The organism is Enterobacter chengduensis, from assembly GCF_001984825.2.
Lineage (GTDB): Bacteria > Pseudomonadota > Gammaproteobacteria > Enterobacterales > Enterobacteriaceae > Enterobacter > Enterobacter chengduensis.
Map to the genome: position 1 here is coordinate 3,881,715 of NZ_CP043318.1, position 26,702 is coordinate 3,908,416.

Sequence of the window (26,702 nt, forward strand, 5' to 3'; positions counted from 1 at the left end):
CCCATGAAGAAGCGTTTTTCCGACGAACAGATCATCATTATTCTCCGCGAAGCCGAAGCTGGGGTACCCGCCCGTGAACTCTGCCGCAAGCATGCCATTTCCGATGCCACGTTTTACACCTGGCGTAAGAAGTATGGCGGTATGGAGGTGCCTGAAGTTAAGCGCCTGAAGTCGCTTGAGGAAGAGAACACCAGACTCAAGAAGCTGCTTGCCGAAGCCATGCTGGATAAAGAGGCGCTTCAGGTGGCTCTTGGGCGAAAGTACTGACGACAGACCAGAAGCGGGAAGCCGTGATGTTGATGTGTGATGCGACCGGTCTGTCGCAACGTCGTGCCTGCAGGCTTACAGGTTTATCCCTGTCGACCTGCCGCTATGAGGCTCACCGTCCGGCTGCTGATGCGCATTTATCAGGGCGCATCACTGAGCTGGCACTGGAGCGCAGGCGTTTTGGCTACCGTCGTATTTGGCAGTTGCTGCGCCGTGAAGGGCTTCATGTTAATCATAAGCGCGTGTACCGGCTTTATCACCTCAGTGGCCTGGGCGTAAAACGCAGAAGACGTCGTAAAGGGCTGGCAACAGAACGTCTGCCGCTGCTCCGTCCGGCGGCGCCCAATCTGACCTGGTCGATGGATTTCGTCATGGACGCACTTTCCACCGGTCGCAGGATCAAGTGTCTTACCTGCGTCGATGATTTCACAAAGGAATGCCTGACGGTCACTGTTGCCTTTGGGATTTCAGGCGTTCAGGTCACGCGTATTCTGGACAGCATTGCACTGTTTCGAGGCTATCCGGCGACGATAAGAACTGACCAGGGGCCGGAGTTCACTTGCCGTGCACTGGATCAATGGGCCTTTGAGCATGGTGTTGAGTTGCGCTTAATCCAGCCGGGCAAGCCAACGCAGAACGGATTTATTGAGAGCTTTAACGGACGATTTCGCGATGAATGTTTGAATGAGCACTGGTTCAGCGATATCGTTCATGCCAGGAAAATTATTAATGACTGGCGGCAGGATTATAACGAATGCCGCCCGCACTCCACGCTGAATTATCAGACACCGTCTGAATTTGCAGCGGGCTGGAGAAAGGGTCATTCTGAGAATGAAGATTCCGACGTTACTAACTGAGTGTTGTATCTAATCGTGGGGGCAGGTCACCTCGTTTGCTTTAGCTGAGATATACAGTTCTTTGTCTTTCAGCAACTGTGGCTCAACAATATAGAAGTCCTGCAGCTCTTTGAAGACAGCCATGATGACCTTTCTCCAATCTTGCGGCAAAGGTTCTGTCTCAGCTGTTTTCTGGCTTCTGATGAAAGCTGTAAGAGACTGAATTCGAGTGTCCACCTCCTCCTCATTTTCGGAGAACGAATGGTTTAGTTGTACACCTAAAGCTTGAAAGCGGGAGACTAGTTGGTAAATAGTAGGCAACCGAGCTTTATCACGGAGCAGTGCGTTGTGTAAGGCGCTGTTGTAGTCGACTGATAGCTGAGCTTTCCGAATCTGGAGCTGAGCGTCAATTATGGACAGTTCTGTAGCCATTATTCCTATGAGAGTTATAAGGGTCTGGCCATCAGCGTTTAGCGCGTCATTGATTTGCTTTGTTCGATATTCAATCTTTTTCAACATCGCGTCATGGGATTGCCAGTCCGCACCACACAGCGGACAATCCTGATCGTCAGGATAGAGTTTAGTATGCTCAGTAACTAGTTCTGCTTTTAGACGATTTAACTCGGTTACAGCATTGGTATTAGAATTGCTTTTTTGTTGAAGTGTGTCACGGATAACTATTTTCCCAAGAAACCATTCCAAACGCCCTTGGGCCCATCCAATAAGACTCCTGGCCTCATCTGCATTAATGACTGTTGCGCCACGTTTTATAATCCCTTCACGTTTGAGAAGTTCATTCAATTCTTTTTTGATGACTTCAAGCCCATCCAACTTGTTCAAATCATTGCCAAAACGAGCCAAGCTTTTTATGGAGTCCTTGTTAAGTTCAATAAAATTTTCAATCGATTCATTTTTATCTCTGATCTTTATTGCACTCTTTAGCAGAGCCAGCCTTTGAAGGCTGTGGATACTCTCCATGTATTCTCTCTGGATTTCTATAGAGTAGGTGGGGAAAGGATTCTCTTTGTCCCAGCCTGGTTGCAGCACTGAAGTGGAGATTTTTTTGTATCCAATTGTTCCCAAGTCAGCTTGAATCATTTTCTTAAGTGAACTGGCCTCTATTTCTAATCTTGATAAATCTGCAGCACGCTTAGGATCGCCAATGAACTTTGTAAGCCGCAAGGAGATAGCTTTGCAGTTATCAGTCTCTGCCTTTATGTCACTAATATTGAAGAGATTGTTCAATGCCTCTTTACGTTTGTCTACTCGCGTATGCAGGAGCTGATTTTGGCCCTGCTCCAAATAATTTAAATATGAAAAATTCTCTTTGAAGTTTTTGCCAAAAAGTGCCTCAATGAAGTTTTCGTCGCGAATATTTTCTGCTACATAGTTGTTTGACGAGAAATCTGGTAGCTCGTAAAGCGTAAGGTGGGTAAATTGGTCCGCTCTATTATTTGACTTCTCGTCAAAGTTTGAGGCGGGAGTATGTCTTGCTAGAATAAGCCTCCTTGAACCATTAATAAACTCTATTTTGATTGCAAGGTCATTATTGCCTGAACGATTATTCCAAAGTAGATTATCTTCATAATTCGTTCGCTTACCCATCATTAAGGTTGTAAATAAATGGCAAATTCGTTTTATTCTGCCAGTTAACAATAGCTCAATAGCATCGAATATGCTTGTTTTGCCAAATCCATTGGGACCATCCAAGGTCAAAAGTGATGCTCCCCCGAAATCCAGATGGATTTTTTTGAAAGCTTTAAAACTTGAAATCTCAATTTTGGATATTTGCCAGTTCATCGCTAATCAGTTCCTTGATCAAATCTTCTGCATTTAATTGGCCGTATTTTTGTATCGTTTTATACGTCTTAGTAAGGTCAGCTTCAGCCACAGCTTCCTCAATTTGCAAACGGAGAGGAACAAGTTCCACTTTATTAATATTAAGTTCCAAAAAAGGTAATTTAATGAATATTTTGGCAACTGCACTATACTTAGTGGCTGCTGTGGGTTCTTTTTTATAAGCATCGAATTGTTTTTTATCTGAAATTAATTCATTTAATTTGGCAAAATTAAATCCTTTTATGGCCTCAAGTTCTGTGTCGCTATAGTAAAGAACATATTTTTTATAGAAGTGCGGATCTTCTTCGATTTCGAAAATCTGTTCCTCATAGTTTTTGAATTCGGCCAATTTGTCGAGGTGATGAATACATATTAAATCGCAATTCTTTTTAAATGCTGGATCAGATGTAAATGCCACAGGCGCGGACTGGTTGATGGTTGCGTTAAGATCACTAGGCTTCATCAAATTATCTAACCTGTGCAATACTGCAAATCGTATCGCCGTACCGTTTTCTCGTACATAGAAGCTTGTTGTATCGTTCTCATGTACTTTAAAGAAATTGTGTGCATCTAGAGCTTGATGTATGAGGTCAATTATCATTTAAGTCGGGCCTCTGCGTCGTCTTTTGTTAAAATGCTGATGCATAAACTTTTAGTAATGTTACTATCGATGCGATCTTGATCATCGATGGAAGTTATATCGAAGCAATTAGTATAATTAGTGTCAATTGTGAAACTCTCATGAGCCTTGGCTGCAATAAGATTATTAAATTCGAATAAAAGCCTGCCTAGATCATCGTTATTTTTTATTTCTGAGATAATATCAGAAGTGCAGTATTTTTTATCTGTTGGTTCTGGCAAATATAATGCCGTTGGTGCGTAGAATTTATTGTCGCTGTCTAAATAATGCGGTAATCGTTTTAAAATTGGTTCAATGTTGAAAGTGTGCACGAGATCCGTATAGCGGCGTATATCTGAGTTCTGAATGCGTGAAAACTTTTCTGAAGGCTTCATCAGTTGGCAGAGTGTTTTGAAATCGCTGCCCTCAGAGATTCTTATAAGTTCATAAATATGTCTTGCTCTTTTGTAACTCGCGTCTGACATATCCGGGAGTGTTTCTGCGAGCCTTTCTTCCAAATGAGTATAGAGGCGCGCCTTTAGCTCGACCGCATAATAGTCCTTTCTTTCATATGGATTCGCGTCCGTTATGTCAGCAAGAATACTTTCTGCAGACACTCGATACTCATACGCTGCTTTACGTTGAGCATCACCATTATTTTGTATTTTTGTGTGAATGGCTAGTGCGTGTGAGCTAATTTTATCTGATAGGAAACAATAATTTGCATCTATAAGGCCATCATCAAAAACCACGGACTGGCGAACATAGATCTCTTTAATAATCTCCTTGGTTAGCTCTTCTATTTTGTCAAGTTCGCAGTGGTAATATTCACCATACAAATAAAACTCAACCCGTTCATTATTTGCACCTATGTAATCACTATGGTCGTTTATGGGTTGGGATATATGAAAATATCTTTTGATCCCTGCGATTCTATCTAGTTCTATTACGGCCGATTTTTCTAGAGCATCCTTATAGTTACTACGATAATCGCCTATTTTTGCTTTGACCTGATGGGCACTGATGATTTTATCATCTTTGTAAATTGCGAAATCGTCTGTGCTATCCAGTTGTAACTCGAATCCACTATCACCTGTATTTATTAATTTGAGGCAATGATAGAGTGCCACCTTGCCCTGGTAGACAAATCCGCTCCAAGTGGAAATAGCACTATGCGGATACTTGCTTGCTTCCTCGTCGCTCACGTTGACTCCTTTCAGTCATACTGCTTTGCTGTGCTTGGGTACTGAATGATATCACAGAGCTATTATTTTTTGGGATTACCGATATGCTTCCATCGTAGGTGGTCGTTAGCTTCGGTGATCCCTCTATATGAGAGGTATTGCTATGGTCGTTGAGCTATCTCCTAAATATAGCAACGAGCCACTCTCAGTTGGCATCCACCACAGCCCGACGTAGGTCAATCAGTGTATGCCAACCGGTGCAGGTAGAATATTCCGGTCATACAAATGGCGTTCGCTAGTGAAACTTTGAAATCACTGCTCCTATTGACCGTCTGAGATCGACTCAGCCATTCTGAATTGTACTCACATACACATCACTCTCACTTACTACTGGCACGTTTACTCTGCTATTGATTAAGCCACAGCGATGTAAGTAATATTTTACGATTCTCAATTCCCTGCACATAGCTGTAATGTAAGATAGCGACAGATATTGTGAAGTGTTTGTAGTCGTGCGCTGCCATTCATTAACATCAGCATATAGAGTTCTGTTTGAGCAAGAGAAGATAAAACCAATTATTTTCAATTAATTACTGAAAAAACATCAGTCCTGACAACAAAGAATCTCTTCCCGGACTCTCTATTTTCTACCCGGACTCAACTTTTTCACCCGGACCTATACCTCCCCTCCCCGTTCCGCGCTATAACCGCTCCGATACTCTGTTCCCGTGAGGTGCAATCATGAAAACCCGTGCTGACAATAACGATGCTTTTCCCGAAAGCGGCAATGTGCGTATGCGGCAGGTGGTCCAGTTTCTGGCGATGAGTGAATCGTCGGTTTACCGCCTGATTAAAAACACCGACTTTCCCCGCCCCGTCCACCTCTCTTCCCGACTGGTGGTCTTCGATGCCGCTGAAATCCGCCAGTGGCAGCAGCACCGCACCGCCATCCGTTAATCCACGCTCAGGGATGAGCCGACCGATACCTCATCATGAAACGCGCCCCCTATCTCAACAGGCAGTCTCCGGACCGCACGCTCGAAGTGGTGATCCTCGCCGGAAGCCTGGCATGGGAGACCTCACGCGCCTGGCAAAAAGATCCCGACCGGGAAGACAATATTCCTCCGGTGGTACTCGGCCCGGATGAACTGGCCGATCTGGACAACCTGGCCATTATCAGGCCCGACACGCTCTACGTCCGGGTATTCCGCACCGGCGATATTCGCGAAGAGGATCTGCTGAAAATCGCCGTAAAACTGGCGCACGCGGATGTGCAGATGGCCCGGCTGATGACCCCTGATGGTGAGTTGCTGGAGGACCGGACCGGACAGCTTGCACGCCTGCGGCAGGAAAGGCCCTCTGACATCCTGCCGGATCGCTTCCGCCTCGATGAAGAGGCGCTGTGGTTTGACAAGCTGACCGAACGGCGCGACGGGGAAGGCGACGTCCAGCCCCAGCGCATCTGTTCCCCTCTGCGCGTCACCGCTATCACCTGCGACAGCCATGACGGCAGCTATGGCCGACTGCTGGAATGGCACACCACCACCGGGCAGTTACGGCGCTGGGCCATGCCGATGGCAATGCTCAGCGGCAACGGCGAGGAGCTGCGGCGCATTCTGCTGGAGAACGGCCTGACCTACATCTCCACCCGCCCGGCCCTGCGCAGCCTGTTATGCGAGTACATCTCGCGGTCACTCCCCGGACGCCGCGTCACCTGCGTGGAGAAAACCGGCTGGCACAACGGCGTGTACGTGCTGCCGGATGAGGTTATTGGCCCCGGTGGCGACAATGTCATCCTCCAGGGCAGCCACTATCTGACCGGCGGCTTTGCGCAGGCCGGTACGCTGGCGGAATGGCAGGAGCAGATCGCCGCGCTCTGTGCAGGCAACTCGCGTCTGGTCTTTGCCGTCTGCTGTGCGCTGGCCGCCCCGCTGCTGCGCCTGACCGGAACGGGCGGCGGAGGTTTTCATCTGCGCGGTGAGTCCACTGACGGTAAAACCACGGTGATGAAAGTGGCCGCTTCCGTGTGTGGCGGTACCGATTACTGGCACTCCTGGCGGGCCACCGGGAATGCGCTGGAGGGGATTGCCAGCCGCCATAACGATGCTCTGCTGCCGCTTGATGAACTCCGCGAAGTGGATCCGCGTGAAGCCGGGATGATTGCCTATATGCTGGCAAACGGCCAGGGCAAGGGGCGCGCCCGCACCGACGGCGAGGTACGCAACCGCAGGCACTGGACGCTGCTGCTGTTCTCCACCGGAGAGCTGTCGCTGGCGGAACACACCGAACGCGCCGGAGAGCGCCTCTACGCCGGGATGGACGTGCGCATGGTACAAATCCCCAGCGACACCGGGCAGCATGGCGCGTTTGAGCAGCTACACGGCTTTGCCAGCGGCCAGCAGTTCGCCGATGCCCTCTGCGACCGGGTCGCCCGCTTCCACGGCACCGCTTTTCGTGCCTGGCTGGCCTTCCTCACCGGCGACCTGGACGCCAGCACGCTGGCAAAAGAGCTACTTCGCCACTACCAGACCGCCCTGATGCCGGAGAATGCCGGAAACCAGGTGCAGCGCATCGTGGCCCGCTTTGCGCTGCTGGCGGTGGCCGGAGAGATAGCGACGCTGCAGGGCATCACGGGCTGGCAGGAAGGCACGGCGTATGAGGCGGTCCGGATCTGCCTGCACGCCTGGCTGAACGAACGCGGCCATATTGCTAACCAGGAGGATGAAGGCGTGCTGACGCAGATCAAGCGGTTCATTACCGCGCACCAGTACAGCCGTTTTGCCTCGTGGGACGGCCCGGACCGCCCGCTGAATATGGTGGGCTTTCGCCGGGTGGAAAAAGATCCGCTGACGGGTGAAGAGCACACACTGTTTCACATCCTGCCGGAGGGCTGGCGGGAAATGTGCCGGGGATTCAGTCCCGCCAGAGCGGCCAGGTTATGTCAGGAAGCAGAATGCCTGCTGCCCGGCAGCGACGGGAAATACCAGTCGCAGGTTCGCCTGCCGGAGATCGGCAAAGCCAGGGTCTACCGGCTCACCTCCCGCATCCTCAGTATCTGAGTGCAGTCTCGCGTGTCTTAAAAAAAGGTGGTACAGGGTGGGACAAGTGGTACACGCAGAGCTGGCGCGGGTTACAGCGTCCCACTTTAGATAATCTGGTTTAAAAAAGTGGTACAAGGTGGGACCGCCGTTGCTGAATCTGTCCCACTTTTCCGACTGGTATTTTTCAGGTGGTACAGCGCAAAGCCACGGCTGGCGCGGTTGTACCACTTGTCCCACCTGTACCACCTCAAAAACAGAAGGAATGAAAATGGCGAAAAGGGACTGCAAAGGCAAAGGCTGAAAGGAAGGGAGAATAAGGGGAACGGGCTTGCCCTTAAAGAACGGCAAGTAGTAATTTATAACAACGGAAAATCTAAAAGCTGGCAGCAATGATTATTCGAATTTAATCCTGCTTCTTCGCGAGGTATTTTTCTTCCTGTTCAAGCAACTTCGTTACCGTTTCAGATACTTGTTTCAGGACTATTTTACGCTGCATAGCCGATAAGAATTTGAACATGTCGTTTAGAAATTCAAGATCTTTTTCAGCAGAGTCTTCCGGGGTTTGAGTATCTTCCTGCTCTTCAAGTAACCATGCCGTACTGATACCTGTCGCACGGGCGATCTTAAGCAACACATCAGCCTTAGGAAGATTTTGCCCATCCACATACTTCTTAACCATTGGTTCACTGACCCCAATCTTTTGGGCCAATGAGGCATTGGTATGCTTTGTCAGCAGCATGGCCTGCGCCAGTCGTCTGCCAAACTGGATTTTGTGATCTTCTTCGCGATTCTTGTTTTCTGTTTTGTCCATCAATCTAACCAGAAGAACAACTCTTTGATATTCAAAAAGTAATTAAAGATCACCAACAAATAAGAAAGTTAATATTTTTGTTTAAACTTAACTTTCTTATGTTATAGTGATCTGTACAAATTGCAGACTATCACCCTCTGCAAACCCAACTGCTGAGCATCGCACACTCAGGGCTGAATTGCCACGCATCCGCTCGTCCTGAAAACCGCTCAGTTCACAAAAACACGCCACAAGCGGGGATAACAAAGAAAGCAGTATGAGCCATAGCTGTTTATCGCCATTACCGGAGCCCCAGACGCTTACGCCTGTCATGCCTTAACCTCTGTCCGATAAGTCTGTGCGCTCCGGGCCTTTTACCCGGAGGACTCCTTATGTGGACAGTCAGCCTCGCTGAGGCGTTTATTCATGTATTCCAGACCGCAGGCAAAATCTTCCTCGACATGATGACCAGGCTTATCCCGATGCTTATCTGCCTGCTGCTGGCCATCAACTTCCTGATGAAGCTGGTCGGGACCGTCAGAATGGAGAAGGTCGCCGCCCTGCTCGGCCGCTCGCGCATTCTCACCTACGGCGTGCTGCCGGTACTCGGCTGGTTCTTTATGAGCAGCCCCGGCGCGCTGACCCTCGGTAAGCTCCTGCCTGAGAAGAGCAAGCCTGGTTATGAAGATGCCCTCGGCACCACATCCCATCCCCTCACCAGCCTGTTTCCCCACGTGGTGCCGTCGGAGTTGTTTGTCTGGCTCGGCGTCGCCGCCGGGGTTAAGGCGCTCGGCCTGCCCGTTACTTCGCTGGCGCTGCGCTATATCGCCGCCGCTATGCTGATTGGTTTAATCCGCGGGATTATCACCGAGTACCTGTTCCTGCGGCTCAGCAAGCGGGGGAATGCGCCATGATGATTTACTGCGCGCGTATCGTCGCCATCGGGCTGTTTGTCGCCGACGGCCTCACCGACAAGATGCTCATCACCTTCGACAGCAACGGGCCTAAGGACTGTCTGGATTACTCGCTATCACTGGAGCCGTCGTTCCGGGAAGAGATCCTGATGATACTCCCCGGCGACCGCCTGATGCTGGCAGGGCATGATTATCTGATTACTGCCGTCGGCAAGGGGGCACAGCAGGCGCTGTTTGAACTCGGTCATCTGACGCTGGTGTTCAATGGTGACCTGAATCCCTGCCACGTCGGGGCGGTTCATCTCTCCGGCCCGGTGCCGAACCTGCGTGACCTGCACGGTAACCTGGTGATTGAGGAGGGACGCCCATGAACACGGTGCTTATTCCGCCCGGTCCCGGTGGCTACGGTAAAGGGCTGTGGCTGCCCGTTGGCAGCGGCAAAAAAGTGCTGTCGCTGACCGGACGCGAGATTCATCCGGTGGCGATAGAAATTGGCGCACTCACCGAATCGGAAGTGGTGAACGGCTTCGCCGATATCCCGCCGGATAACGACATCCTGTGCGTGGTGATTAACTGCGCCGGGTCCCTGCGCTGCGGCCTGTATCCGCAGAAGGGCATCCCGACCATCAACGTGCTGCCCACCTGGCGCGCGGGGCCGCTGGCGCAGTTTATTAACGAGGATAACTACGTCTCCGGCGTGACGATGGAGCAACTGGTTCTGGTGGATACGGCCGAAGCGCCGGACGGTGAACCGGAGTCCGTGCCTTTCGCTGCACCACGGGTCATCACCACTCCTCCACCTGCGCGTGGCGCGGAGAAGCTGGTGCGCATGGTCGAGCAGACCGGCATCGCCGTCGGCCACGTTATCGCCCTGCTGTTCGCCGCCAGCCGTGAAGCGGTGGACGTGTCGCTGCGCAACGTTATCCCGTTCATGGCCTTTGTCTCGCTGCTGATTGCCCTGGTGCAGGAGACCGCGCTCGGCAGCCTGATAGCCCACGCCCTGACGCCGCTGGCGAACTCGCTGTGGGGACTGGTGCTGCTGTCGCTCATCTGCGGCATTCCGTTCCTCTCCCCGGTGCTCGGACCGGGGGCGGCCATCTCACAGGTGATTGGCGTGATGATTGGCACACAGATTGGCGCAGGGGCGATATCTCCGGCCTTCGCCCTGCCCGCCCTGTTTGCCATCAACGTGCAGGTTGGCTGCGACTTCGTGCCTGTTGGCCTTTCGATGCAGGAGGCAAAACCGGAAACCATCGCGAAGGGCGTCCCCGCCTTCCTGCTGTCGAGACAACTGACCGGACCGCTGGCCGTCATCATCGGCTGGTTGTTTTCCCTGGGCTTATTCTGAGGACTCAATGATGAACAAAATCAGAGCCGCCGTGGTCGGCGCAGGTATCTACGGCAGACACCACATGAACGCGTACCGCCATAACCCGGATACCGTACTGGTCGCCATCTGCGACACCGACACAGAACGCTGCGACGACCTTGCCATGACCTGTGGCGTGATGGGTTACACCCGGCTGGAAACGCTGCTGGAAGAAGAGGCTATCGACGTTGTCTCGGTGGCCACTCCGGACCCGTACCACACCGAATCCATCCTCACCGCCCTGCGCCACGGCAAGCATGTGCTGGCGGAGAAACCGCTCGCCACCTCAGTACGCGAGTGCGAGCTTATCGTGGAGATGGCGCAGCAGCGGGACCTGCTGGTCGGCGTCGATTTCCACAAGCGCTGGGACCCGGCGGTGATGCGCATTAAGGCTGAACTGGAAAAACCAGAAGCCGGGCGTATCCTGCGCGGGCATATCAGCATGGATGATGTCATCAGCGTACCAACGGAGTGGCTGGACTGGGCAGGCGCAAGCTCCCCGGTGTGGTTTCTGGGTTCCCATTGTTTTGACCTGATGCGCCATCTTTCCGGTCAGGAGGTGGTGTCGGTGTTCGCCGTCGGGCAGAAGCGCCTGATGGCTGAATGCGGCCTCGACACCTTCGACAGCGTACAGAGCCTGCTGACGATGGCCGACGGCAGTTCGTGGGTGGTGGAAAACTCGTGGGTGCTGCCGGAGGGCTTTCCGAAGGACAACGACGGGCGTATCGATATTCTCTGCGAGGCAACCTATATCCGCAGCACTTCACAGCATCGCGGGCTGGAAATCACCACGCCGGGCATGACGCTCACGCCTAACAGCTATTTCATCAACTACCGCAACGGCGTCGCCAGCGGCTTTGGTATCGACCCCATCAATGATTTTGTGCGGGCGGTCAGGCATAAAGCGCCGTATCCGGTCACCGCAGTGGACGGACTGGCGATCAGCCGGATTTGTGAGGCGGTGCATCACAGCCTGGAGAGTGGCAAACCTGAACGCCCGATAACGCCATAACTTCAAGGGCTGTACCTTTCTGCTATATCAGACTGGTAAAGCCCTTAACCCTGCAAGCTAGTCAAAGCACAGCAATAATTAGAAAGCATGGTTAGCTTTGAGCGAGGAGCGGAAGTTGGCAGTTGCTCTGACAGCCCGATTGTGGCATCACTCAACCTTGCGCGAATTAATCAACGGAGAGGAGGCAACAATCTCCGATGATTGCAGAACAATAAAATTTTAAAGTTGGGTACAAAATGGCCGATAATAATTTCAAATTGTCAAGAGGAGTCATGTATGAATATTGAGAGCTATGATGACGACATCAGTAAATTAATAGTAGACATCAATAAGGCTAATTGGGATGATGAATGGTTTGATCCAGTAAAAGCACACATCTGCTGTCGCCTATCACAATTATCATATCTTGCAATACCTAAATATGAATTTGAAAAAAGAGGCAGGTTTAAAATCATTCCAAGTGAAGAATTTCAACGTATAATGCGTGGTGGGATTACAAGTGCTATTCTTACAGAAGAAAAAATTTCCAGATTGATATCGCAGATAATAGATAATGATGGAGCACCAAACGCATTTGTTATATCTGGAACACAACTTGTTCATGTTGGTGTGAGAGTTAATAATATAATTTTTGTCGCTGTGCGTGGGACCGCACAACTATATAAAAGCTCCAAATTATATGATATTGGTTTAGATTTAAATGTCAGAAAGGTACGTATATTTGATAACATATTTCTTCATAAAGGGTTTTATTCTGCCGCAATGGAGAACCTTCAATATTTATACAAAAGAATCCACGAACTTGCCAATGGCAGAAGCGACGTAAAGGTCATATTTACTGGTCATTCTCTTGGTGGTGCTATTGCGGCGATTTTAACTAATCATTTCCAGCAATTGTTACCAAATGCAGATCGGGCATATTATCCATTTATCGCCAGGAAATGGACCAAACATGATAGAATACCATATAGATATAATTTATCGTTACATTCATCATATACATTTGGTACTCCACGCATTATGAACCTGGCAGGTGCTTCTTATTTAATGTCTCCATATACAATATGCCATACCGGTGATATCATTGCTAATATGCCACCAAAAATTTTAAACTATGCAGATTTTACATTTCGTCACGAAATGGATTTGGATACTTATTCATCTCGTGAAGTTACAAAAAAATGGTCATGGAAAAACGCACCGTTAGTGAAACGTGTTTTATCGAAATTTAGATACCATGACATTAGTAATTATGTATTAACATGTGAGCATTTAATTAAATGAATCTTGTAAGTAACTGATGTAATTAGCTAATTCAATTCAGTCGCGATTCGCCTGAGTGCGGCAGTTCCCAACGTTATCACGTCCGCTTAGAGCGAACAGCAGACCTTCACAATTTTCTTTCACAACCGACAGGGCAAAACTCATACCTGTGTGTATCCTTGAGCCTGGATCAGCCCAGAGGGGCTTCACATTGGCCCCGCCATCACCTACCACTCCACGGTAATTTTTCCAAAGTGTTTTTTGCCTGCCATATGGCATAAAGCGTCTACTATGGAAGACAAGCCAGTAAACTGGTCTGAAATTACCGGACGAATCCCGGTCTGGTTCATGGCGCTGACCAGATCCTGCTGCATGCGACGGCTGCCAACGATCAGCCCCTTTAGGTTTGCTTGTTTCGCCATTAGCATAGCAGTTGGCACTGTTCCTTCAGTACCGGTCAGCACACCAATCAAAGCAATATGTCCGCCAATCCGTACCGCCTCTATCGACTGCGTCAGCGTCCCCGGGCCGCCAATTTCAACGATAACATCGGCCCCCCGACCGTTGGTTATCTCTTTAACTGTTTTCCCCCACTGGGGGTTGGTGCGGTAATTGATGAGGTGATCGGCACCAAGCTCTCCCAGGCGTGCCAGCTTTTCGTCTGAGGAAGAGGTGGCGATGACTTTTGCCCCCATACTTTTGGCAATCTGCAAAGCTGTAACCGATACGCCGCCCGTTCCTAAGGTGAGAACCGTGTCGCCCGCCTTTAATTTTGCATCTACAACCAGAGCTCGCCAGGCTGTCAGCCCCGATGTTGTCAGCGTGGCGGCTTCCGCATGGCTCCAGCCCTGAGGAGAATGCGTAAAATGCGAGGCTGGCCGGATAACGTATTCTGTAGCAAACCCATCACATCCATCACCGGGTGTAAGCTGGAAGTCACCCACTGATTCAAAAGGGGTGCCGTCAGGCCATTGAGGAAAGAAGGTTGAAATTACCCGGTCGCCCGGTCTGAATTCACTGACGCCTTCACCCGTTGCTTCGACGATTCCGGCACCGTCGGCCATCAGAATGCGCTGATCTGCTGACGGTACCGCTCCGCTGGCAACCAGCAAATCGTGGAAGTTTAACGAGGTTGCGTGTAGTGCTACACGAATCTGACCATAACCCGGTTTTCCAGGATCCGGCAGCTGTTTTAATCTGACATTTTCAAGCCCGCCAGGGGAGTTCAGTACGACTGCTTGCATAATTTACGCTCCGCAATTGCCAACAACTTAGCCGTTGTGACTCTGTCTATGATAACAGGCTAGATTCTTGTTCCGGCCTATGCCGAAGCCGATGCAACCTGTAACGCTAATAACGCTTAAAGAGGCTGAACGGAAGGGAAGTCTATCTCCGTGTCGTTAATGCGATTAATCATATTAGTGAATAATATGGCAGTAACGACGCCCACTGTTTCAACAACCTGCTGGTCGCTGAAACCCGCCACTTTAAATGCACTGACATGCTGTGCAGATACCGTGCCGCGTGTAGAGACCAGCAGCTGCACGAATTTTACCAGCGCATCAATACGTACATCGTCCACCAGAAAACCCTGACGCAGCTCCCGCGTCTGGGCTTCACTGAAACCTGCCTTTACTGCCAGTGGGGTGTGCGCTGCCAGGCAGTAATCACAGCCGCTTTCTTCACTGACCGCGAGGTTTATTGCTTCTCGCTCACGTGCATTCAGGCTGCTTTTAGCCAGAACGGCGTTGAGCTGCAGGGTCTGGGCCAGAAGTGCAGGGGCATTGCTGCCGATAGTAAGGTAGGCGTTTGGTACTTTACCCATCACCTGTTTGATACTGCGATAAAGTTCGTCGGTTTTCCCACTTGCTTCGTTAACGGGGACAGTATGTAAGCGACTCATATATTCGTATCCTGTTAATTAATGTTTTGATGAAGGTGTGAGATAGCGAGCCGCCGGCACGTTGTGTGAAAAGTCTTCCATAATGGCCTGACGCGCCCGCTCCCAGGTCTCAAGACGACTTTCATCATGCAGGGATGGAATTGTGATTAACTCCCCCTGCATAAACCCTGACAGCGCCGCATCGACCATATTTTCAGCCTGCATAACAATGCCGGGATCAACCTGACTCAGAGGAAGGCCGCCGTTTTCCCAGAACGGTGTGGCCGTGGCGCTGGGTAATACTGCCTGAATCTGAATACCTTTATCGGCTAATTCATGGTGCAGTGAACGGGTGAATGCCAGTACGTAGGCCTTGCTGCCACCGTATACGCCATTCAACACTTCCGGCGCTATTCCGACAATGGACGCAATATTGATGATAGCCCCACGCCCACGCGCAATGAAGCCTGGCACCACGGCGTAAGTCAGGCGGGTAAGAGCAACCACGTTCAGGTTAATCATGGCGGTCATCTTTTCAACATCACTGTCAACCAGCGGCGTGTGTGTCCCTATCCCCGCGTTATTGACCAACAGCGTGATGCTTGCATCATTGCGCAGCCTGTTTTCAAGCGCAGCGAGCTGGCCTGAATCATTCAGATCGGCCGCCACCACCTCCACGTTACGCTCGCTGTCAGCCGTGATATGGCTGGCCATCTGGTTCAGGCGGTTGTGATTACGGGCCACAATAATCAGGTCATACCCCATTCTGGCCAGTTTTGCTGCATAGAGCGCCCCCATACCGGTTGAAGCGCCTGTAACAACAGCCGTTCCTTTTGCTGATTCACTCATCGTATTCACCTTATGTGACGTGTGGGATGTAATGAGGCTACGTTAAAGACCAGAAAAGAAACTGACGTATAAGGGTATCTTTTCAGACATGCTGCGTTATAGAGATAGGCAAAGCGAAATCGATGAGGCTTAATTTGAAAGTGCTTTATTTAAACGTATTAAATGGGTTATATCCTGTGAAAGCACAACGTGTGGTCTGATAACGTCACTGAGATAAAACGTTATCAGAAGCCGATTCAGTTAATGGAACAGGAGAAAGTATTCATGCATCGGGTAGGGCTTCTTATTGCAGATCAGTTTCAGTCCCTGGCGTTATCGACCCTGACCATCTTTGAATTTGCTAATCTTGTTTTGAACGAGCCCTTTTATAACTGCACGGTATATTCGGAAACCGGCGGTGAGATAGCCTCCTCCTATGGGATAAAAGTTATCAGCCAGCCGATCTCTGAAGATATGACAGTTGATACCTGGCTGATTGGCGGGGTGCTAACACCCGCGAAGTTGCCGGCATCACCCGGCGTAGTACATTTTTTACAACATCATGCTCAGCGCGCGCGACGCGTTGCGGGTATTTGCACGGGCGCTTTCGTTCTTGCTCAGGCGGGATTACTGAAAGAGAAACGCGCCACAACGCACTGGGCTTATACCCAGAGTTTAAAAGCTCTCCATCCAACCGTAAGAACCGAAGACGATCTGATTTACATCATTGACGATCATTTGTGGACCTCAGCCGGAATGACCGCGGGTTTTGACATGGTACTGGCGATGGTGGAAAAAGATCATGGTACTGATGTCGCGAGAAGCATTGCACACCGGATGGTTATGAATCAACATCGTTCGGGCGGCCAGCGCCAGCATTCTGAGTTGCTAATGCTATCGCCTAAAAGCGATCGCTTACAAATTGCCATAGAGTATGTGCGAAAAAACCTCAGTAAAACTTTATCCGTAGAACACCTTGCGGATGCGATACATTTAAGCACACGTCAGCTTAACCGCCTGTTTTTGAATGAAATGGGTAAATCACCCGCACGCGTCATTGAGCGACTACGGCTGGAAGCAGCCCGAACGATGATTGAACAGACGCGTTTGTCACTTGATGTCATTGCGCGAGAGTCTGGCTTCAGAGATCGCCGGCACATGCGCAATGTATTTGTGAAGGGTTATGGAATTCCTCCACAGTCGCTACGTACTGGAAAAAGTCCGGTTACCCCTTAATGTATTGCGCCAGGCAAAATCAATTCGTGATTTACATCCTTTGACTGCACATCGCCATTTTTTAATGTCTGTTAATGGCACTAATCAGACATTTGAACTCTTCCCTTTCCTGGACATCTGGACCTAGGTACTGGCATGAATTGCAGTAACTAAACCGAGATGTCTATCCCGGAATTTGGATATTGGCAGTATCCTCGCGATACTTATGCTACTGCCGTGTAAGCGACCGTCTCTCTGACATGTCCCTTGGTAAAAGCATGCAGCAGATGGCCTGGGGTTCCGCCAAGCACCCTACGCTGCGCAATGATTTCGTCATAGTAGATAGGGGCTTTGACAATGATAAAATCCATATCGGAGTATTTATCAAATCCGCATGAATAATCGAGCCACTTGCGCGAAGGAAGTGAATCTATGAATCAGATTGAAGGCATAATCTTATGGTTATTCCGGCATCTGATACACAATCGCACCAGATGCCGTCCTTTTCGGCTAATCTCAGTGATGCTGCAACAACACCTGTGAAATCTTCCTAGCTTCACCTGCCGGATCCGCCGAATGCGTGATCGCTGATCCCACAATCACCACATCCGGGCCTAACAGCGCATAATCCTTTACCGTCTGGCTGCTGATGCCACCAGCCACGGCAATCCGGGCTTTCCGGCGCGCCTTAAGCATCGTGACCAAATTATCAATCGGCTTACGCCCCGCAGCCTGCTGATCGGTACCGGTGTGTACCGCCAGCAGATCGGCACCGGCGGCCTCCAGCAAAATAACTCTGGCAGTAAGATCATCGACAGAAATCATATCCACCACCACCTGTTTTCCCGTCTCTTTTGCCGCCAGGATACACGCTTGGATCGTTAAAACATCCGTCACGCCCAGAACCGTAACGTAGTCTGCGCCAGCATCAAATAACAGCCGGGACTCGAAATATCCCCCATCCATAATTTTCGCATCCGCCAGTACTTCCTTATGCGGGTATTTTTCTTTAATGGCTTTAATCGCATTCACGCCTTCCCGAATAAGAAAGGGTGTTCCCACTTCAATAATATCAACGTCATCAACCACCTTATCAATAAATACCATCGCTTCAGGCAGGGTTAACTCGTCCAGGGCAAGCTGTAATTTCATGTTGGTTTCCTTGTGTCGAATGACTATTCGAGGTTGGCGTGCAGCGCAAAGCCTTTGGTTAAGCGATATCCCGTCGACTGCGCCAGATTCACAATCATGGCGTCACCCAGCACCATGACCGCCTCTTCAAACAGGCTGCCGCCGGGCAGAATGCCTTTCACATTCTCGGGTCCATCCGGCAGTTTGTCGGAATAAGCCGGGATCCTGACCGCCACCCCCGCCAGTTTCCCCAGCGTGGACTCGGGGAAAATGGTCAGCAAGGCCACAGTGCCACCCAGTTGCTTCGCTTTCGTAGCTACATTCACCAGCGAAGCCGTTTCGCCCGATGCGCTGGCCAGCAGCAGCAGGTCGCCTTTTTGCAGCGCAGGCGTGACCACATCGCCGACCACATGCACCTTCAGGCCGATATGCATCAGGCGCATCGCAAAAGCCTTCAGCATTAACAGCGAGCGCCCTGCGCCAAAAACAAATATCGCGTTCGCTTCAGCGATGGCCTGCTCCAGACGCGCCAGCGCAGCGCCATCAATCCGCGACATCGCCTGATGCAGGTCGCTACAGGCAACGCCTGCAACAGATTGCGTTTCCATCATGCGTCCTCCTGACAGAGCGGAAATAAATCATCCTGATACTGGAGCATCCCCATGATTTCCCGGACATAGTTATCGACATGTCCCAGAAAGTGAAAACGTTCCGGCGCGGCGCGATAGCGTTGGTAAAGCGGCGTATCGAAGGTGATGCCAAGATGCGGGTTCTCTTTGACGGTGGCGAATTTGATGTGCGGAATATGCGGGTAGTAGTGATTCTTGCGCACGCAGAGCTGCCCGTTCTCCTCCACGATGTAGCAGGCCATACCGTGGTAAAACTGCACCGTGTCGTAGTGAACCGCGCAGGGTTTATACGCCAGGTTGCTGAACACCAGCGGCCCGTCGCCAATATTGATGGAGCAGTGGCCATAATTCGGCGGCACGATAATGCTCTGCCCCTCCTTCACCACCGCCACGATAAGATCGTCGACCACCAGATCTTTTGGCGCGACGGCAAAATCCGGCGACTTTTGCAGGATATACACCGCCGTGCCCTTAATCACTTCATACACTTCCGGATGGGTGTTGCGCCGCGTGTCGTTATAGCCGTGATAGTGACCGCTGGTTTTCTTGCGCTCCTTGCCAATTGTTCCCGGCATGATGATGGTGATGTCGTACTGATACTGGTCAGCAGCAAGCCGTTGCTGATCCTCCGCAAAGCTGAGCCCGCGATAAACATCGTAAGCCGGTTCATCACGCTGCGCTTCGGTGAACTCCGGTAAAACCACGGCCATCTGCCCGGCGCTTTTGCGGCCAAAGCCGAGATAGTTTAGCGGCGGTTTCAGCGCCATTACGCCATCATCATCGAGATACAGCGGCAGGCCGCTGTGGTGTAGCTGTTTCATTTTGCCTCCTGTATATACGTGTTAGCTGCGCGGATCGCCTCTTTCAGCCGATCGGATTTCATACCAAAAACACTCTGAATGTTGTTCCCGACCTCGACGACGCCCGCCGCCCCAAGCTGTTTCAGCAGTGCCTTGTCCACCAGCGTCTTATCCGTCACGTCAATGCGCAGACGCGACATGCACGCTTCAATGCTGGTCATATTCCCCAGCCCGCCATAGGCCAGAATGATGCCGCTCACCAGGTCGTTCTGTTCGTTTTCCTGCACCACCGCGTTTTCTTCGATTTCACGACCTGGCTTCAGCAAGTTCCAGCGGCGGATGGCAAAGGTAAACAGGGCGTAGTACACCGCTCCCATTACCAGCCCGACCGGGAACACCATGTACCAGTGAGGCGCGCGCGGCAGGACGCCAAAGAAGAGATAGTCGATAAGCCCGCCGGAGAAAGAGAGACCGATGTGTACGCTGAACCACTCCATCAGCAGGAACACCAGCCCCGCAAGGACGGCGTGAATGCCATACAGCACGGGCGCAACAAACAGGGAGGAGAACTCAATCGGCTCGGTGATGCCGCAGACGATAGAGGTGATCGCGCCAGAGAGCATAATGCCCTTCACCCGCGCTCTGTTTTCCGGGCTGGCGCAGCGGTAGATCGCCAGCGCAATCGCCGGAATACAGAACATCTTGATAGGCGTCAGCCCGGCCATAAAGGTTCCGGCGGTAATCGGCACCTGGTCTTTCAACTGGGCAAAAAAGATCAGCTGGTCACCATGCACCACCTGCCCGGCCTTGTTCACGTACTCGCCAAACTGCAGCCAGAAGGTCGGCCACCAGACATGGTTAAGACCAAACGGGATCAGCAGCCGCTCGACAAAACCGAACAGGAAGGCGGACACGCCCGGCCCCTGCACCGTCATGGTATTCGACAGGCCATTAATCAGATGCTGAACCGGCGGCCAGACCACCGCCATCACCAGCCCGACAAACAGCGCGGCGAAGGAGGTCACTATCGGCACGAAGCGCTTGCCGGAGAAGAACTCCAGCCACGAAGGAAGCTGGATGCGGTAATACCGTTTATACAGCCAGGCGGCAATAATCCCGATGATGATGCCGCCAAACACGCCGGTCTGCAGCGAAGGAATGCCCAGCACCATCGTGTAGTCACGCACCTGCGCCACCGACTCGGGCGTGATCCCCAGAAACTGGCCGATGGTGACGTTCATAATCAGAAACCCGGCGATCGCCGATAACCCGGCAATGCCCTGATCGTCACTAAGCCCTACCGCCACGCCGACCGCAAACAGCAGCGGCAGGTTAGCGAAAATCGCACTGCCCGCTTCTGCCATCAGCTTCAGCACGTGAACCAGCCAGTCAGCGCCGAGAAACGGCAGGCTGGCGACAATATTGGGATCCTGAAAGCTGACGCCGAAGGCCAGCAAAATACCGGCGGCAGGCAGCATGGCAATGGGGATCATTAACGATCGCCCGATGCTTTGTAACATTTGCAGAAGGTAGAATCTTTTCATCTCGATCTCCTGAGCGCTTCTTTATGACAGGGATTCGCACAACAGCAGGTTCTGCTCCGAACACTTTCAGTATCCGAACCGGAGGTGATTAAAAAAACAGCAATCAAAGACGAAAGTTATTTCCGGTTTTCGCTTAAAATCGGAAAATTTATGAGGACAATCACGCCAGAAGCCATCAGAAAGGGATAAAAGAGGAAATCGCGTTCGGCGGGAGGCCATCACATGAGTATCTTCGAGGCGCATTTTCGCAGACTGCATGCCCGCTACGGCGCAGGTCAGACGCACGAATTACAGATGCACGAGATCGCCGCCATCTTCGGCTGTTCGGTGCGTAACTGCCGGATTGCACTGAAAAAGATGCATCAGGAAAAATGGCTCGACTGGCAGCCGCAGCGCGGACGCGGCAAGCGCTCACGGCTCCACCTGTTAACCTCGCCGGAAAAGCTGTTCAGCCAGAACGTCAACAAGCTGCTGGAGAAGCAGGATTACGGCAACGTGCTGCGGTTTATCGGCAACGAAAAGTATCTGCTGGATCGCCTGAGCCTGTGGCGCTTTGGGGTACAGGATAAAAGCAGCGAAACGCGGGTACGCATCCCCTACTATCGCAATCTGGATCCGCTTAATCCGCTCGTTCCCCTGCGGCGAACCGAACGCCACCTCCTGCGCCAGTGCCTCAGCGGACTGACGCGCTATGACGCCGTTCAGGGCAGGATCGTCCCCGATATTGCCCACTACTGGACCCACAACGAGGACTTTACCCGCTGGGAGTTCTGGCTGAAATCCACCGCCCGCTTTGCCGATGGCAGCGAACTGGATGCCTGCGCCGTTCAGCGCTGCCTGCTCGCCGCCAGCCAGAGCCCGCAGTTCGCCCCGCTTTTCAGCCCAATCAAAACCATCACCGCTGACGCCCCCTGGCATCTGGCGATTGAAACGCATCACCCGGTCAGGCGGCTCGACTGTCTACTCGCCACTCAGCCGACGATGCTGTTCGATTACCAGCGCGGACTCATCCGCTGTACCGGTGCTTTCCACCTGCAGGAGCACAGCGACAACTTTATGGTTTTGCGGCGCAATCAACACTGGCACCAGGCGCGGCCCGGACTGGATGAGATCACCATTTTCACCTGGGCTCCGGAGCATATCAGCATGAGCTTTATCCCCCTGCTACGGGGCGAGGAGGCGCAGGATGACCGCCCGCTCAACGAGCGTAGTCTGGAACAGGGATGCTGTTTTGTTCTGCTCGACTGTGAAGGAGCCTTTGCGGATGAGGCCGGAAGGCGGTTTATCAATTACCTGCTGCAACCTGTCGAACTCCTCAGCCAGACGCAGCTTCCCGACGAATACGCGCGCATCCTCTCCGTTGCTCAGGGCATGCTGCCGCAGTGGAACCACCGCCCGGTAGATTTTGGCGGGATCACAGCGCCGTTTAACCTGCGTCAGCCGGTTATTATCAGCACCTTTCAGCAGCCGGAACTGGTGGAGCTTGCCGGAGCGATTCGCATCCTGCTTGAACGCTGGCATATTCGCGCCGAAATACGGATCGACGCATTTGACCGCTTTAACAACCAGCCGCGCCCTCCCGCGGATATCTGGCTCAGCAACTTTATGCTTGATACCCTTTCGGTTCCGGCGTTTCTGGAATGGCTGGCGTCCACCACGCTGTTTACGCGGCTACCTGAAGCCCAGCGACGAAACCTGAACGCCCTGCTACCGACCATTCTGAACAGCAACGATGAAAAGGCATTCGCCACCATTGCCGCCTTTTTCCATGAGATTACCCATCAGCGATATGTCATTCCTTTGCTGCATCACTGGATGGAATTTGCGACCGAGAAGTCATTTACCTGGCGGGATTTAAATACGCTGGGATGGCCGGATTTCAGCCAACTTTGGCTCGAATAATGCACGCCCGCAAAAGCTCGCTAAAGGGCCTTTAAAGGCCTTTAAGGGTAAGGGAGAGAAGTGCGGGATTTGGGGGGAACGTTTGGCCATCTGCATTGGCTACGTCCTCACGACGGAGACTGTTCATAGTCCTCTGTACTGACGCCCCAATATGGCTTTACCGCCAGCGCCGATTGCTGAACAGGTCAATGTCATCGAAGAGATCTGCACGAGCCAGATCCTGGGTTTTGTAGGCCCGTTTTCTGATGCACTGCTTTTTCAGCGAACTGAAGCAAGGTCGTAGAAGTAAAACAGTACTGCTAGCAACTGGGGCAGTTTCTCGCTTTAGCGGAGGCCAACAGTATGCTTAGATTCAGCTTATGCCGTCAGCCGATAGTGCGACTGCACCAGACCCGAAGGGAAGCTGCGGCTGGATAATAGCGTCAAATCGATATCATGGGGTAATACTCCAAATAGCGGTTTTCCCGAACCGAGCAGAACAGGAACAGTTGTGATAACGATATCGGCAACCAGACCTTCGCGCAGGAAAGACTGTATTAACTGCCCACCATCGATATAGACCCGGTGCACGTTCTTCTCCATCAGGTCAGCAAGAGCCTCCCTTGGCGTGCGGCATGAAAACTGCACTTTTCCCTTCAGCGCCTCGGGCACGGGGGTATCGGTTAGCTGCCGGGAAAGCACCAGCACGGGTCGATCATAAGGCCATTCGTCAAAGGTCAGCACCTTCTCATAGCTGCCTCGCCCCATAATGATCCAATCTTTGTCTGCGATAAATGCGGCATAGCCATGATCTTCTGTCGGGTCATCGCGCTTCAACAGCCAGTCGATATCGCCATCCTGTCGAGCGATATAACCATCAAGACTGACCGCGATGAAAACATGTGTGGTGACCATCAAGTGCTCCGCATTCAGGTTGCATATATCTCGTTGAGTTTAGCAAGCAATGTCAGCACCAGGCACGAAGCGAGCAAGTTACCTAAGCTGAAGGTCCGCTGTGAGCGAACAGCGGAAGTTCGGAATGCATACTTACTACGATGCATGTTAAGCAATGGGGAGCAGGTCACCTCTCCTGTGATAGAATCGGCTGATAATGTAAGTGCAAACACATGCTGAGGGATACTCATGAACGGGATTAGTTGGAAAGGCTCAAATAAGCAAGTTGAAAAACAATTGGTGGCACAATTTGAAAGTCTAGGGATAGATTATTCAAATCCCGGTTTTTGTGATGATCCTAATTTCTTGAGGCAGGAAAAAAAGGACCCACGCTTTCTCGAAAAATATGCTTTGTATGTAGAGTCTAAACATTATGAGGATGAGTACTTAGAAAGGGCGAAGAAATCTATAATAATTTGTGCTGAATCCTTACATAAGGCTATTAAGAAAGATGGAAGACTTGGAGCTTGTGTTGACGTGTCTAGTATGCTGAGTCGAATGCTGGAAGAATTGGGTATTTGGAGTTATGTAACCAATTCAGCGGTTAAGATTGATTTCCCTCAGTCATCAAAAATTAAGCCCATCTGGTTTTGGTCACCCTCCGATGGAAGTGGGATGGCAGCAGCACATGCCATTGTTGTTGCACCACCTTTTGCAATCGTAGATTTAACCATCAAAATGCAACCGTACCAACCAGGAGTCAATAGGTATCTTCCAGAAATAGCATTGGTTACAGATTATACTTACGGTCAATGGGAACCTGAAGACGTTATTGAGCATGACACCCTAAATATGTACGGTTTAAGCGGTGATGCTGCTCGTAAAGCTATTCAGAGCCAACTAAGGCCAATGTATGAAGTGATGAATACATTCCCGTGCCGGATAGCAACATTTGGAGAAACCCATATTAAGTATACGACCATTGCTATCGGAGGTTCATTAGAACCTCTGAGCGGGATCTTAGGCTATAAACCTAATGGCCAAACTGCACTAGAGATTTTTCAAAATGATATTATTCCTCGATTAAGTTGAATAAGTCGTTTAAGGGGTCCGTTAGGATATAGGGCATTATTGTACGTTTAGCGCTTACCAAACTGACCCTGGTTGCTAATCACTTAAGTTCTGATCTTTAAGTTACAGCCCACACGGAATGCTCTTCCTATTTCGAGATATTCAGCTCTCGCGGCACCGGTCAGCTGCTGCGACTGCTCAGTAAACTTGGCCATATTGACCTGCTCCTCGTTGATTAATACACCGCGATGTTAGTAATGTATTGGAGTCCGCTTGGAAAACGGAATCTATGGTCACTCCCGTTTTTGCAACACCGATTTTGACGACAAGTTGGCTTGCTTGAATCTATCCGGCGTCTGAATGGGATTTTATTCCCGCGCCTTGATGAGTTCCGCGCCTGATGAACCTCCAGAAAATATACGGCTTCAATGAGCCTTTCCGTTTTACAGGTTCCTCAACAGGCCGGTGGGCCGTTAGTATCATCAATATCAGTATTCGCAAAACCAGATCAGTAATTCTTTAAACCGGTGTATTTCTGCCGTTATGCTACATAAGTTTGCTGTCGTGCCGTTAGGGCCCAGGCTATTCTGGCCAGCTTGTTTGCCAGAGCACAAGTGACGACAAAGTTGCTTTTCCGGCACAGTAAATCCCTGACCCAATCGGCCAATTTGCCAGACTGGTGTTCCAGTTTTTGTATGAATACCCTGGCACATTGAACCAACAAAGTTCGGATCTTTTTATTACCTCGCTTACTAATTCCCAGCAATGTCGTCCTACCTCCCGTGCTGTACTGCCGAGGTACAAGCCCTGTTGCCGCCGCAAAGTCACGGCTGCTGGCGTACTGCTTCCCGTCGCCAATCTCAGTTGAAATAGTACTCGCTGTCAGTGTTCCGACGCAGGGAATGCTCAGCAAGCGCTGTCCAACCTCATCTTCGTCCAACTTTCGTTTCAACTGGGATTCCAAATCTTTAATCTGCTCAACAAGATAGTGATAATGCTGTTGTAATTTCAGCAATAACTGGCTGAGGTAAAGAGGCAAACTATTATCCTCAAGAATGGTACTCAGTCGGCTAATAACGGCAGCTCCTCGGGGAACGCTAATGCCAAATTCCAGCAGAAAAGCATGCATTTGATTGGTTGTTTTTACCTTATCCTGAACCAGGGATTCACGGACACGATGCAGAGCCCGCATTGCCTGCTGAGATTCCGTTCTGGGCTGCACAAAACGCATAGACGGACGCGATGCAGCTTCACAAATAGCTTCGGCGTCGACAAAGTCGTTTTTATTGCTTTTAACGAACGGGCGGACAAATTGTGGTGATATCAGCTTTGGGGAATGCCCCAACTCTTCCAACTTGCGTGCAATAAAGTGAGAACCGCCACAGGCTTCCATTGCGATGGTTGTAGCGGGGCATGTCGCCAAAAATTCGATCAACTTTGGCCGGGTAAATTTTTTACGGTAAACAGCCTTCCCGCGACGATCCTGGCAATGAATATGGAAAGAGTTTTTACCCAGATCGATACCAATGAGCGCAATGTTTTCCATGATAGTTCTCCGAATGAAAGCCTGTCCTCAGCATAGTACCGGGAAGGAGGGAGTGACCATCTCATTAAATATCCTACGTTAAGCCTGCTTTTTGAGCTGGCATGACGGGCAGCTATGAGCGAGAAGCGGACGGCTGGAGATAGGCGC

General features: G+C 50.9%; 24 protein-coding genes and 2 pseudogenes. 11 read left to right on the forward strand and 15 right to left on the reverse strand.

What is annotated here, in order from left to right:
• Nucleotides 1–3: 3 nt before the first annotated feature.
• A protein-coding gene (locus FY206_RS18750; RefSeq protein WP_149067766.1) for an IS3-like element ISSen4 family transposase occupies nucleotides 4–1,124 on the forward strand; the annotation gives its coding sequence in 2 pieces (ribosomal slippage) (nucleotides 4–262 and nucleotides 262–1,124; 1,122 coding nt in all).
• 9 nt (nucleotides 1,125–1,133) lie between these two features.
• Here FY206_RS18750 and FY206_RS18755 read toward each other — a convergent pair.
• Genes FY206_RS18755 through FY206_RS18765 form a run of 3 tightly spaced genes read right to left on the reverse strand, consistent with a single transcriptional unit; the run spans nucleotide 1,134 to nucleotide 4,766 of the window.
• Nucleotides 1,134–2,903, reverse strand: coding sequence for an AAA family ATPase (locus tag FY206_RS18755; protein WP_243144142.1), 1,770 nt, complete (start codon nucleotides 2,901–2,903; stop codon nucleotides 1,134–1,136).
• Complete coding sequence (locus FY206_RS18760; protein WP_077064248.1) at nucleotides 2,878–3,543, reverse strand: ABC-three component system middle component 1; 666 nt, start codon at nucleotides 3,541–3,543, stop codon at nucleotides 2,878–2,880. The genes FY206_RS18755 and FY206_RS18760 overlap by 26 nt, the downstream gene beginning before the upstream one ends.
• Nucleotides 3,540–4,766, reverse strand: a complete 1,227-nt coding sequence (locus FY206_RS18765; RefSeq protein WP_077064247.1) for an ABC-three component system protein — start codon at nucleotides 4,764–4,766, stop codon at nucleotides 3,540–3,542. Before FY206_RS18765 ends, FY206_RS18760 begins: the two co-directional genes overlap by 4 nt.
• 720 nt (nucleotides 4,767–5,486) lie before the next feature.
• On the opposite strand from FY206_RS18765, the gene FY206_RS18770 reads away from it, so the two are divergent.
• Nucleotides 5,487–5,702, forward strand: a complete 216-nt coding sequence (locus FY206_RS18770; RefSeq protein WP_077064246.1) for an AlpA family transcriptional regulator — start codon at nucleotides 5,487–5,489, stop codon at nucleotides 5,700–5,702.
• 35 nt (nucleotides 5,703–5,737) lie between these two features.
• Nucleotides 5,738–7,804 carry a DUF927 domain-containing protein gene (locus FY206_RS18775; RefSeq protein ID WP_077064245.1) on the forward strand — a complete coding sequence of 689 codons (2,067 nt, stop codon included), beginning with the start codon at nucleotides 5,738–5,740 and terminating at the stop codon, nucleotides 7,802–7,804.
• Nucleotides 7,805–8,189: 385 nt separating this feature from the next.
• Here the strand turns inward: FY206_RS18775 and FY206_RS18780 are convergent, their stop codons facing one another.
• Nucleotides 8,190–8,597 carry a helix-turn-helix domain-containing protein gene (locus FY206_RS18780; protein ID WP_077064244.1) on the reverse strand — a complete coding sequence of 136 codons (408 nt, stop codon included), beginning with the start codon at nucleotides 8,595–8,597 and terminating at the stop codon, nucleotides 8,190–8,192.
• A gap of 371 nt (nucleotides 8,598–8,968) precedes the next feature.
• Between FY206_RS18780 and srlA the strand changes: the two genes are divergently transcribed.
• The 5 genes from srlA to FY206_RS18810 all read left to right on the forward strand — a co-directional run bounded on the left by srlA (nucleotide 8,969) and on the right by FY206_RS18810 (nucleotide 13,155).
• Nucleotides 8,969–9,490, forward strand: coding sequence for a PTS glucitol/sorbitol transporter subunit IIC (srlA, locus tag FY206_RS18790; RefSeq protein WP_077064242.1), 522 nt, complete (start codon nucleotides 8,969–8,971; stop codon nucleotides 9,488–9,490).
• Nucleotides 9,487–9,861 (forward strand): PTS glucitol/sorbitol transporter subunit IIA, encoded by a 375-nt coding sequence (locus tag FY206_RS18795; protein WP_077064241.1) that lies wholly within the window; start codon nucleotides 9,487–9,489, stop codon nucleotides 9,859–9,861. Before srlA ends, FY206_RS18795 begins: the two co-directional genes overlap by 4 nt.
• Complete coding sequence (srlE, locus tag FY206_RS18800; RefSeq protein ID WP_077064240.1) at nucleotides 9,858–10,838, forward strand: PTS glucitol/sorbitol transporter subunit IIB; 981 nt, start codon at nucleotides 9,858–9,860, stop codon at nucleotides 10,836–10,838. The genes FY206_RS18795 and srlE overlap by 4 nt, the downstream gene beginning before the upstream one ends.
• 10 nt (nucleotides 10,839–10,848) lie before the next feature.
• The gene (locus tag FY206_RS18805; protein WP_077064239.1) at nucleotides 10,849–11,871 is read left to right on the forward strand and encodes a Gfo/Idh/MocA family protein; all 1,023 of its coding nucleotides are present in this window, start codon (nucleotides 10,849–10,851) and stop codon (nucleotides 11,869–11,871) included.
• 276 nt (nucleotides 11,872–12,147) lie between these two features.
• Nucleotides 12,148–13,155, forward strand: a complete 1,008-nt coding sequence (locus FY206_RS18810) for a lipase family protein (RefSeq protein WP_077064238.1) — start codon at nucleotides 12,148–12,150, stop codon at nucleotides 13,153–13,155.
• A 206-nt stretch (nucleotides 13,156–13,361) separates the two neighbouring features.
• Here the strand turns inward: FY206_RS18810 and FY206_RS18815 are convergent, their stop codons facing one another.
• From FY206_RS18815 to FY206_RS18825, 3 genes are all read right to left on the reverse strand, one after another.
• Complete coding sequence (locus tag FY206_RS18815) at nucleotides 13,362–14,378, reverse strand: zinc-dependent alcohol dehydrogenase family protein (RefSeq protein ID WP_077064237.1); 1,017 nt, start codon at nucleotides 14,376–14,378, stop codon at nucleotides 13,362–13,364.
• A gap of 116 nt (nucleotides 14,379–14,494) precedes the next feature.
• Nucleotides 14,495–15,037, reverse strand: a complete 543-nt coding sequence (locus tag FY206_RS18820) for a carboxymuconolactone decarboxylase family protein (protein ID WP_077064236.1) — start codon at nucleotides 15,035–15,037, stop codon at nucleotides 14,495–14,497.
• Between the two features lie 18 nt (nucleotides 15,038–15,055).
• A complete protein-coding gene (locus FY206_RS18825; protein WP_374206932.1) occupies nucleotides 15,056–15,874 on the reverse strand; it encodes an SDR family NAD(P)-dependent oxidoreductase in 819 nt (272 codons plus the stop codon).
• A gap of 255 nt (nucleotides 15,875–16,129) precedes the next feature.
• Here FY206_RS18825 and FY206_RS18830 point away from each other — a divergent pair, with 255 nt between their 5' ends.
• A complete protein-coding gene (locus tag FY206_RS18830; RefSeq protein ID WP_077064250.1) occupies nucleotides 16,130–17,080 on the forward strand; it encodes a GlxA family transcriptional regulator in 951 nt (316 codons plus the stop codon).
• A gap of 230 nt (nucleotides 17,081–17,310) precedes the next feature.
• Here FY206_RS18830 and FY206_RS25645 read toward each other — a convergent pair.
• The 5 genes and pseudogenes from FY206_RS25645 to ptsG form a co-directional block, all read right to left on the reverse strand.
• Nucleotides 17,311–17,555: pseudogene (locus FY206_RS25645) on the reverse strand (hypothetical protein); the annotation flags it as partial.
• A 20-nt stretch (nucleotides 17,556–17,575) separates the two neighbouring features.
• On the reverse strand, nucleotides 17,576–18,211 hold the full coding sequence (hxlA, locus tag FY206_RS18835) for a 3-hexulose-6-phosphate synthase (protein WP_077064234.1): 636 nt from the start codon (nucleotides 18,209–18,211) through the stop codon (nucleotides 17,576–17,578).
• 23 nt (nucleotides 18,212–18,234) lie between these two features.
• The gene (gene hxlB, locus FY206_RS18840) at nucleotides 18,235–18,798 is read right to left on the reverse strand and encodes a 6-phospho-3-hexuloisomerase (protein ID WP_131825681.1); all 564 of its coding nucleotides are present in this window, start codon (nucleotides 18,796–18,798) and stop codon (nucleotides 18,235–18,237) included.
• The gene (locus FY206_RS18845) at nucleotides 18,798–19,640 is read right to left on the reverse strand and encodes a glucose-6-phosphate isomerase family protein (RefSeq protein WP_077064232.1); all 843 of its coding nucleotides are present in this window, start codon (nucleotides 19,638–19,640) and stop codon (nucleotides 18,798–18,800) included. Before FY206_RS18845 ends, hxlB begins: the two co-directional genes overlap by 1 nt.
• The gene (gene ptsG, locus FY206_RS18850) at nucleotides 19,637–21,163 is read right to left on the reverse strand and encodes a glucose-specific PTS transporter subunit IIBC (RefSeq protein WP_077064231.1); all 1,527 of its coding nucleotides are present in this window, start codon (nucleotides 21,161–21,163) and stop codon (nucleotides 19,637–19,639) included. The genes FY206_RS18845 and ptsG overlap by 4 nt, the downstream gene beginning before the upstream one ends.
• A gap of 222 nt (nucleotides 21,164–21,385) precedes the next feature.
• On the opposite strand from ptsG, the gene FY206_RS18855 reads away from it, so the two are divergent.
• Nucleotides 21,386–23,065 (forward strand): SgrR family transcriptional regulator, encoded by a 1,680-nt coding sequence (locus FY206_RS18855; protein ID WP_077064230.1) that lies wholly within the window; start codon nucleotides 21,386–21,388, stop codon nucleotides 23,063–23,065.
• A gap of 107 nt (nucleotides 23,066–23,172) precedes the next feature.
• Here FY206_RS18855 and FY206_RS25860 read toward each other — a convergent pair.
• Both FY206_RS25860 and FY206_RS18860 read right to left on the reverse strand, forming a co-directional pair.
• A pseudogene (locus FY206_RS25860) lies at nucleotides 23,173–23,336 on the reverse strand (IS3 family transposase); the annotation flags it as partial.
• An 86-nt stretch (nucleotides 23,337–23,422) separates the two neighbouring features.
• Nucleotides 23,423–23,959: a dihydrofolate reductase family protein gene (locus FY206_RS18860; RefSeq protein WP_049077549.1), complete on the reverse strand. Its 537-nt coding sequence runs from the start codon at nucleotides 23,957–23,959 to the stop codon at nucleotides 23,423–23,425.
• 228 nt (nucleotides 23,960–24,187) lie between these two features.
• On the opposite strand from FY206_RS18860, the gene FY206_RS18865 reads away from it, so the two are divergent.
• Nucleotides 24,188–25,030, forward strand: coding sequence for a hypothetical protein (locus FY206_RS18865; RefSeq protein ID WP_077064229.1), 843 nt, complete (start codon nucleotides 24,188–24,190; stop codon nucleotides 25,028–25,030).
• Between the two features lie 520 nt (nucleotides 25,031–25,550).
• Here the strand turns inward: FY206_RS18865 and FY206_RS18870 are convergent.
• Entirely contained in the window at nucleotides 25,551–26,555 is a 1,005-nt protein-coding gene (locus FY206_RS18870; RefSeq protein WP_077064228.1) for an IS110-like element IS4321 family transposase, read from the reverse strand.
• Between the last annotated feature and the right edge of the window lie 147 nt (nucleotides 26,556–26,702).